The following is a 7,797-nucleotide window of genomic DNA, read 5'->3' as shown; positions in this document are numbered from 1 at the left end:
CATGCCGATGCATTTGTGCACGCCGCCGCCGAAGGGGACCCAGGCGAAGCGATGACTGTGGTTTTCGCGGCGGTGGGGGGCGAAGCGATCGGGGTCGAAGGTGTCCGGGTCGGTCCAGCATTCCGGCACGAAGTGGTTGAGGCGGGGGCGAGGGCGACGAGGGTGTCGGCGGGCAGGTAGTGGCCGAGGATGTCGGTGTCGGTGACCGTTTTGCGCATCACGAGGGGCACGGGAGCCAGTAGCGGAGGGATTCGTTGATGATCCGGTCGAGGGTGTCGAGGGTGTCCAGGGCGTCGATGTCGAGGGGGGCGTCGCCGAGGGCGAGGGATTCCTGCCGGGCTCGGTCTTGTCAGTCGGGGTGGGTGGCGAGGTAGTAGGCGGTGGTGGTGATGGTGGCGGTGTCGTGGGCCGCCATCATCAGAAAGATCATGTGGTTGATGACGTCGTCATCGCTGAAGTGCTCTCCTTCGGGGGTGGTGGCCTGGCACAGCGCGGCGAGGAGGTCCTCCCCGCTGCTGGCACGGGCGGCGGGCAGCTGCTGGGCGAAGTAGGCTTCGAGAACCCTGCGGCCGCGTACGCCGGCGCGCCAGCGGGTGCCGGGCAGCGGGGCGCGCACCAGCGCGCTGGCGGCGCGGACCGTGGCGACGAACGCCTGGTTGATCCGTTCGGTGTCGGTGGTGCCGCCGCGGCCGCCCATGAACACCTGGGTTGCGATGTCCAGCGTGAGGCGCTTGAGCAGCCAGTACAGCCGCACCGGCCGTTGGGTCGGCCAGGTGGGGATGGTGGCGCGCACGCAGGGGCTGACCTGGTGAGTGTCAGCCGGCGAGGCGGTCGCGAGTAAAGGCGTGCTGCATGATGCGGCGGTGCATCTTGTGCTCGTCGATGTCGAGCAGCATCAGCCCGCGGTGGAAGAACCGGTCGATGAGGAATCGCCAGCCGGCTTGGGAGAAGGCCTTGTCGGCGTTGGTGAACACGCGCTGGGTGGCCTCGGGACCGGCGATCACGGCGATGCGGGTGCCGAACGCGCCCATCCAGGTGACCGGGCCGTAGCGGTCGTAGCGTTCACGGCCGAACTCGGTGCCGAAGCGGATGTAGTCGAGCAGATGCCCGACCACCGGGGTGCCGTAGTCACCGCGGACCGGCCGCAGTCCGCTGCCCGCGGGCGGGGTGGCCAGGTCAGTGGTGGGCCAGCGGCGGCTGAACCGACGCCACGCCTGGTCGACGGCTGGGGTGCGGGTGCCAGCAGTACCGAGGACAGGCGCTGCCGCGCCGCCTGGGTGGTACGTTCAATGACGGGGACCATGACGGCTCTCCCTTATCTGGTAGGTGTGCTGGCGAGTGGGGCGAAGGCGTCGAGCACGGCGGTGGTGGCCGACGGGCCGGCGAAGGAAGGCGGATACAGCAGCGTCCGTTCGTACAGTCCCGCCCATCGCGCGGTGAATTGGCTGCGGACCTGCTCAGGTGTGCCGGACACGGCGATCGTGTCGATCATCCCGTCCGACACCGCGTCCACCATCGCCTCCAGGTCACCGGCGCGACGCGCCGCCCGGATGGCGCGCGCCTCGTCGGTGAAGCCGTGCAGGGTGAGGATGGGGTCGTAGGTTTTCACCGAGGCGTAGAACGCGATCTGCGCGGCGGCCATCCGCCGGGCGTGGTGTTCGTCGGGATGCACCGCGCAGATCACATACCCGGCCACAGGCACTGGCCCGGCGCGTCCGGCGCGATCGACGCCCGCCTGCAGCGCGGGCCGCACGATGTAGCGCAGGTATTCCGGGGTGAACAGCGGATGGCCCACCAGTCCGTCGGCCACTGCCCCGGCGGCGCGCACCATGCGCGTGTTCACCCCGGCCACATACACCGGCATCGTCGGCCGCGTGGGGGTTGCCACGGGCGCGGTGGGGATCACGTGTGAGCGGTAGAACCGGCCCTCGTGCCGCACCGGGCCCTCGTCCAGCCGCGACAACCTGCGCAGCAACGGCACCAGCTCCTCAATCCGGGGTGCGGAATGTTCCCCGGACAAGCTGTGCCAGTCCTGCTGCATGCGACGCGTGCCCGTGCCCAGTCCGAGGATCAGCCGGCCGCCGCAGAGCGCGTCCAGATCCCGCGCCTCGGTGGCCAGCACCAGCGGGCTGCGCCCGAACGCGTAGGCGATCCCGGTACCCAGGGTGATCGACTCGGTCACCGCGGCCATCGCCGCCACCGCGACCACGGCCGAGCGGTCGTAGAACTCCGCCGCCCACGCCGACTCGAACCCCGCTCGTTCGGCGTCCGCGGCCATCGCCGCCACTTCGTGCACATCTCGGCCGGTGCACACCAGGGATAGTCCCTTGCCGAACCCCGGGATGTCCGCAGGCCCAGCCACGGACGAGCGGTCAGCTGCCATGGACCGCACGACGTGACCAGAGCCATCCGCGGCCAGCTGGCCATCCTTCGACTGTCGCACCGGCATCGCCTCCGCCGCCGCTCGAACTTCTGACATAGGTCACAGTCAGAATGATTCTGACTGGAGGCTATGTCAAGATGACAGCTATGTCGGTGCCGAAGCGAAGCTATCGAGGGATCAGCGCCCAGCAGCGCCGTGACGATCGACGCCAGCAGTTGTTGGAGGCCGGGTTGGATCTGCTGGGCACCCAGGGGTGGCGGCAGACCACGATGACGGCCGTCTGTTCGCGGGCGGGTCTGACCGAGCGCTACTTCTACGAGAGCTTCTCCGACCGTGACGCGCTGTTGCTGGCGGTACTGGATCGGATCGCGTCTCAGATCCGTGACGTCGCGCTGCACGCTTTGGCTACCACCGATGGTGATCCCCACAGAAAAGCCACAGCGGCGATCAGCGCGTTCGTCGACCTGCTCACAAGTGATCCGCGTATCGGCCGCGTGGCCATGCTGGAATCCGCCGCCGCCGACCCGTTGCGCACCCGGCGGCACGAACTGCTGCGGGAGTTCGCCCAGCTGATCGCCAGGCAGGCCCACGCCCTGCACGGCGCCGACGCGCTCTCGGCACCCCATGACCAGATCGCCGGCCTCTTGCTCACCGGTGGCCTCGCCGAACTGCTCATGGCCTGGCTGGCCGGGGAGTTGCCGGTCAGTCGCCAGGACATCATCGAGGTCGCCGCCACCCAGTTCGCCGCCGCCACCCGGCGAAACCCAACCTCAACCCCTCACACGACTGCCTTGCTGGCCTCTAGTTCCGAAGGACCGACACGCGATGGCTGACCCCTCCCTCATCTCGCTGCCGCCGCACCACTCCCAGTGCCTGGGATGCGGTCCGGACAACCCGGCCGGCCTGCATCTGAAGGTCTACCGTGACGGGGACACCGTGGCCACCGACGTGGCCTTCGACGCCCGGCACCGGGGTGCCCCTGGCCTGGCACACGGTGGCGCGATCTCCGCGGCCTGCGACGACCTGTTCGGCTTCGTGCTCTATCTTGTGCAGGAGATCGCCGTCACCCGCACGTTGACGGTCAACTATCTGGCACCGGTGCCGCTAGGTCAGCCACACCGCATCACCGCACGCCTGCAGCGCCGCCAGGGCCGACGGCTCCACCTGGAAGCCACCGGTACCGGCCACGACGACGTGACCCGGTTCACCGCCGAAGCCCTGTTTCTCGTCGTCGACCGCGAACACTTCACGCCACACGGCGCCGACGCCGATGTTCTGGCCATGTTCAACCGACCGCCCGAACACCGCTGACAAGCACACGTGCCCGCACCCGTTGGGGAATGAGCAACAGCGAAGGAGCATGCCATGAGCGAGTACCGCAGCCGGTGGACGACCGCTGATCTTGACGAGTTCCGTGATCTGGCCCGTCAGTTCTGCCGGAAAGAACTGGCCCCGAACCAGCAGCGCTGGGCCGAGCAGAAAAGCGTCGACCGGGAGCTGTGGACCAAGGCTGGAGAGATTGGGCTGCTGTGCCTGTCCATCCCGGAGGAGTACGGCGGAGGTGGTGGTTCGTTCGCGCACGAGGCCGTGCTGCTGGAAGAGCAGGCCGCCAGCGGCGACAGTTGCTGGGGTGTGGGGCTGCACAACGCGATCGTGGCGCACTACCTGCTCGCCTACGGCACCGAGGACCAGAAGCGGGCGTGGCTGCCTAAACTCGCCACCGGCGAATGGGTGGGCGCCATCGCCATGACCGAACCGGGAACCGGCTCCGACCTGCAAAACGTGGCGACGAAAGCGATCCGTGACGGCGATGGCTATGTGGTCAACGGCGCCAAGACCTTCATCACCAACGGCGGCCAGGCCGACGTGGTGATCGTGGTCGCCAAGACCGATCCAACCCTGGGTGCGGAGGGCATTTCGCTGGTCGTGGTGGAAACCGACCGCGCGGGATTCCGGCGCGGACGGGTACTGGACAAGGTCGGCCTGCACGGCCAGGACACCGCGGAGTTGTTCTTCGACGACGTCCGCGTCCCGGCCACCAACCTCCTCGGCACCACCGAGGGTCAGGGCTTCCTCCAGCTGATGCAGCAACTCCCGCAGGAACGGCTGCTCATCGGCATCACCTCGGTCGCCGCCCTGGAAGCCGCGCTGGAAGACACACTGTCTTACACCAAAACCCGGCAGGCCTTCGGCCGGCAGATCTTCTCCTTCCAGAACACCAAGTTCACCCTTGCCGAGGCCGCAACCGAGGCCCGAGTGTGCCGGGTGTTCCTCGACGACTGCATCAGCCGGCACCTCGACGGCGGCCTGGACGTGGCCACCGCAGCCATGCTCAAGTGGTGGTGCAGCGACCGAGCGATGCGGGTGATCGACAACTGTCTCCAACTCCACGGCGGCTACGGGTACATGAGCGAGTACCGCATCGCCCGCGCCTGGACCGACCAGCGAGTCCAGAAGATCTACGGCGGCACCAACGAGATCATGAAGGAGATCATCGCCCGCACGCTGTAACTCGACGTTCCCCGGGACCAGGTGCGCTGAAGCCGCAGCCGCCAGGGCTTCGGCGGCCAGTGGTCGGCGTCCTGCGGACACGTGAGCGACGACCCGCCCGCACGCTCGCCAACCCGTTTCGGCTCAGCGCGACAGCGCACCCGAGCTCCGAATGCTCCGTGACCGGCTGGTGCGATGGCACACAACGCGACTGGCCGGGTTAACCGCGGCGTCTGGCCCCCGGCTCTGGTCCGTCGTCAGCGGTAGCGTAGGGGTGTGCGGGTCCGGGAGGGTTGGCCGCCGAGCACTCGGGCGGCCAGCCAGGCGAGGCGGTCGGCAGTATGGGCCGGGGACTGTGCGGGTTGCATGACGTGGCTGAGGACTGTCCGGACGATCACATCGATCACCACGCTGACCTGCTCGTGTGTGAGGTCGGGCTGGTAGGTCGTCACACGCTGCGTGAGCATCGCTGTGGTCCGGGTGATCAAGGTGTTCGCCTGGGTGGTGAGCAGCGGGAGCAGTTCGGTGTCCGCGCCGTAGGTGGCGGAGGCGATCGCACGGAGCAGGAGGTTGCCGGCGGCGAGGTCCAGCACGTCGCGCACTGCGTCGTGGATCGCTTCGACGAGGTCGGTGGGGTGGCGGTCGAAGGCGTCCCGGACAACGGCGAGGAACTGGTCGAGGTGGTGGTCCACCATGGCGTCGGCCAGCGCGGCCTTGGAGCCGATCTCGTTGTAGACGGTCTGGCGGCTGACACCGACGTGGTCGGCCAGCCGCGCCATGGTAACCGCTGACCAGCCGCTGCGAGCCGTCAGCTCGATCGCCGCAGCGATGATCGGCTGGCGGTACTGGCCGCCGACCGTCGGTTAGGTGGAGAGGGTTCTGCCCATGGCCGCCATGTTAGGCGGCTGTGGTCGTGGTGGCCGCGAACGCGACCGCTTCCGCCCACGAGCCCCGGGCCGCGACGCGTCGCCGGTACTTCATGATCTCGCGTGGCCGGTCCACGGTGAACGCGCCGACGATCCGGTCACCGCGCCGGTACAGCGCGGTGAACCCCGCCTCAGCGGGCACGGCGACCACGACCTCCTCAGCGCGTGGGGTGCCGACGAACTGGATGCGGTGGCCGTACCAGTCGGACCAGAAGTACGGCACCGGTACCAGCGGGCGTGCGGCCGCTGGGTCGAGGGCGTGGCGGGCGGCGGCCGCGCCTTGCGCCACATCGCCCGCCGCATACACACCGGGCAGGCCGGTCGCCAAAGTGGCGTCACAGATCACTGTTGCCGTCTACAGTGTGATACAACATGTCGCTAGGTCAGCTTGGCAACACGACCCGGAAAAGAGGCAAGGAAGTGGACAAGGAACAGCACTTCGAGCTGCTCCGGGAGAGTGCGGCCAAGGTCAAGGAGCTCCAGGATCGGCTCCAGAGCATTCGTGATCAAGAGGCGGCGCTACAAGCCCAGCGAGTCACAACGCTCGAAGAGCTCAAGAAGGCCCGTGACGCGCGGTTCGAACGCATGACTGCGGCGATCGAAGACAACGTCCCGAAGGCGCAGGTCGCCCGCGAACTCGGCATGGACCGCACCAACCTCTACAAGCTGCTTGAAGGCAAGGACGACAACGCCGACGCGTGACCGCGTCGCATAATCGTCTGCGCAATGCTGGCTCGCGCAGGTCAGGATCGAGGCACCCGCCTTCATGCGTAGCCATGCCACTTGCTCGGTCGACTGGCGTCGTTGAGCGCGAGGAGGCTTGCGACAGCTGGCGAAGTTCAGCGACCGATAAGGAGGCCATCCTTGAATCTGTGGCTGCAAACCGCAACAGCGTTGGTCGCGGCGATCGGTGCGTTCGTCGGCGTGAAGCTGTCGGTTCGAGGCAACGACCGTGCGACGATCCAGCGGGAGATCGCCCGCACGTCGCGAGGAGTGGTGGCGTCGCTTCACATGGGCGGCCGAGTTGACCCTCGACGAGGCGGCGGTCAAGCGCGCAGCTGGACTCCGAGTGCTCACTCAGCTAGGAGCTGTTTAGGAATTGGTCTTGGTGAGGTTGCGTAGCCAGATGTCGATGGTGGCGACGTGGAGGGTGGCTTCGTAGCGGACGGCGAGTTTGTCGTAGCGGCTGGCGATGGCGCGGTGGTGTTTGAGCTGGTTGATGCCGCATTCGACGGCGTGGCGTTGCCGGTAGTGGTGGGGGTTGAAGGCGGGTGGGCGGCCACCGGCTGATCCGCGGGCGCGGCGGTGGGCAGTTTGATCTTTGGGGGTCGGGATCGTGGCCGCGATCCCGCGTGTGCGCAGGTAGGCCCGGTTCGAGCGGGAGGAGTAGGCCTTGTCGGCCAGCACGCGCCGTGGGCGTGTGCGCGCTCGTCCAGGTCCGGGCCGGGGCACCCGGATCGCGTCCAGCACGCTGGTCATCTGAGGGCTGTCACCGCGTTGACCGGCGGTGATCACCAGTGACAACGGTTTGCGTCCTTGTTCGCAGGCCAGGTGGATCTTCGTGGTGAACCCGCCCCGGGACCGACCGAGCGCGTGGTCGCCCGGCTCGTCGCCGGGCGGTTCGACCTGCTCATCGGGTCGGCGGCGGGCCCCGGACGCGTGCTGGTGGGCCCGATTGATCGTGGAATCCACCGACACCTGCCAGTCGATCAGCCCTGCCCGGTCGGCCCATGCCCACAGCATCGTGAGAATCCAGGGCCACACGCCCTCCCGTTGCCAGCGACGGAACAACTGATAGATCGACTGCCAGTGCCCGTACCGTTCCGGCACGTCCCGCCAGGGAGCACCGACTCGTACCCGCCACCGGATCCCGTCCAGCAACTGACGCCACGTCCACTTCGGCCGACGACCTGCCACGGGTCGAGGCGGCAACACACGCTGCAACGCCTGCCACTGCCGGTCCGTCAAGTCTTTACGCGCGCCCACCGATACGCTTCC

8 protein-coding genes and 1 pseudogene are annotated in these 7,797 nt (G+C 68.0%); 4 read left to right on the top strand and 5 right to left on the bottom strand.

The features are described 5' to 3' along the window. Both H5411_RS49940 and H5411_RS45410 read right to left on the bottom strand, forming a co-directional pair. Positions 1-1,303, bottom strand: a pseudogene (locus H5411_RS49940) (cytochrome P450); the annotation flags it as partial. A 12-nt stretch (positions 1,304-1,315) separates the two neighbouring features. After that, positions 1,316-2,383 (bottom strand): LLM class flavin-dependent oxidoreductase, encoded by a 1,068-nt coding sequence (locus H5411_RS45410; RefSeq protein WP_158559807.1) that lies wholly within the window; start codon positions 2,381-2,383, stop codon positions 1,316-1,318. Between the two features lie 146 nt (positions 2,384-2,529). Here H5411_RS45410 and H5411_RS45405 point away from each other — a divergent pair, with 146 nt between their 5' ends. From H5411_RS45405 to H5411_RS45395, 3 genes are read left to right on the top strand one after another with little or no spacing between them, the layout of a single operon-like run. After that, positions 2,530-3,216 carry a TetR/AcrR family transcriptional regulator gene (locus tag H5411_RS45405; protein WP_110341482.1) on the top strand — a complete coding sequence of 229 codons (687 nt, stop codon included), beginning with the start codon at positions 2,530-2,532 and terminating at the stop codon, positions 3,214-3,216. Next, positions 3,209-3,694, top strand: coding sequence for a PaaI family thioesterase (locus H5411_RS45400; protein WP_110341484.1), 486 nt, complete (start codon positions 3,209-3,211; stop codon positions 3,692-3,694). The genes H5411_RS45405 and H5411_RS45400 overlap by 8 nt, the downstream gene beginning before the upstream one ends. A 54-nt stretch (positions 3,695-3,748) precedes the next feature. Then, positions 3,749-4,894: an acyl-CoA dehydrogenase family protein gene (locus tag H5411_RS45395; protein ID WP_110341486.1), complete on the top strand. Its 1,146-nt coding sequence runs from the start codon at positions 3,749-3,751 to the stop codon at positions 4,892-4,894. 236 nt (positions 4,895-5,130) lie between these two features. Here the strand turns inward: H5411_RS45395 and H5411_RS45390 are convergent, their stop codons facing one another. Continuing rightward, complete coding sequence (locus tag H5411_RS45390; protein ID WP_110341488.1) at positions 5,131-5,706, bottom strand: TetR/AcrR family transcriptional regulator; 576 nt, start codon at positions 5,704-5,706, stop codon at positions 5,131-5,133. Positions 5,707-5,770: 64 nt separating this feature from the next. Beyond that, positions 5,771-6,145 (bottom strand): oxidoreductase C-terminal domain-containing protein, encoded by a 375-nt coding sequence (locus H5411_RS45385; protein ID WP_369973573.1) that lies wholly within the window; start codon positions 6,143-6,145, stop codon positions 5,771-5,773. A 74-nt stretch (positions 6,146-6,219) separates the two neighbouring features. Between H5411_RS45385 and H5411_RS45380 the strand changes: the two genes are divergently transcribed. Next, a complete protein-coding gene (locus H5411_RS45380) occupies positions 6,220-6,501 on the top strand; it encodes a hypothetical protein (RefSeq protein WP_110341490.1) in 282 nt (93 codons plus the stop codon). 390 nt (positions 6,502-6,891) lie between these two features. On the opposite strand, the gene H5411_RS45375 is transcribed toward H5411_RS45380, so the two are convergent. Then, positions 6,892-7,785: an IS5 family transposase gene (locus H5411_RS45375; RefSeq protein WP_183127900.1), complete on the bottom strand. Its 894-nt coding sequence runs from the start codon at positions 7,783-7,785 to the stop codon at positions 6,892-6,894. Positions 7,786-7,797 lie beyond the last annotated feature (12 nt).

It is taken from the genome of Amycolatopsis echigonensis (genome assembly GCF_014174495.1).
Taxonomy (GTDB): Bacteria; Actinomycetota; Actinomycetes; order Mycobacteriales; family Pseudonocardiaceae; genus Amycolatopsis; species Amycolatopsis echigonensis.
The sequence above is the reverse complement of the archived record's forward strand: the minus strand, read 5'-3'. Positions and strand labels throughout refer to the sequence as shown.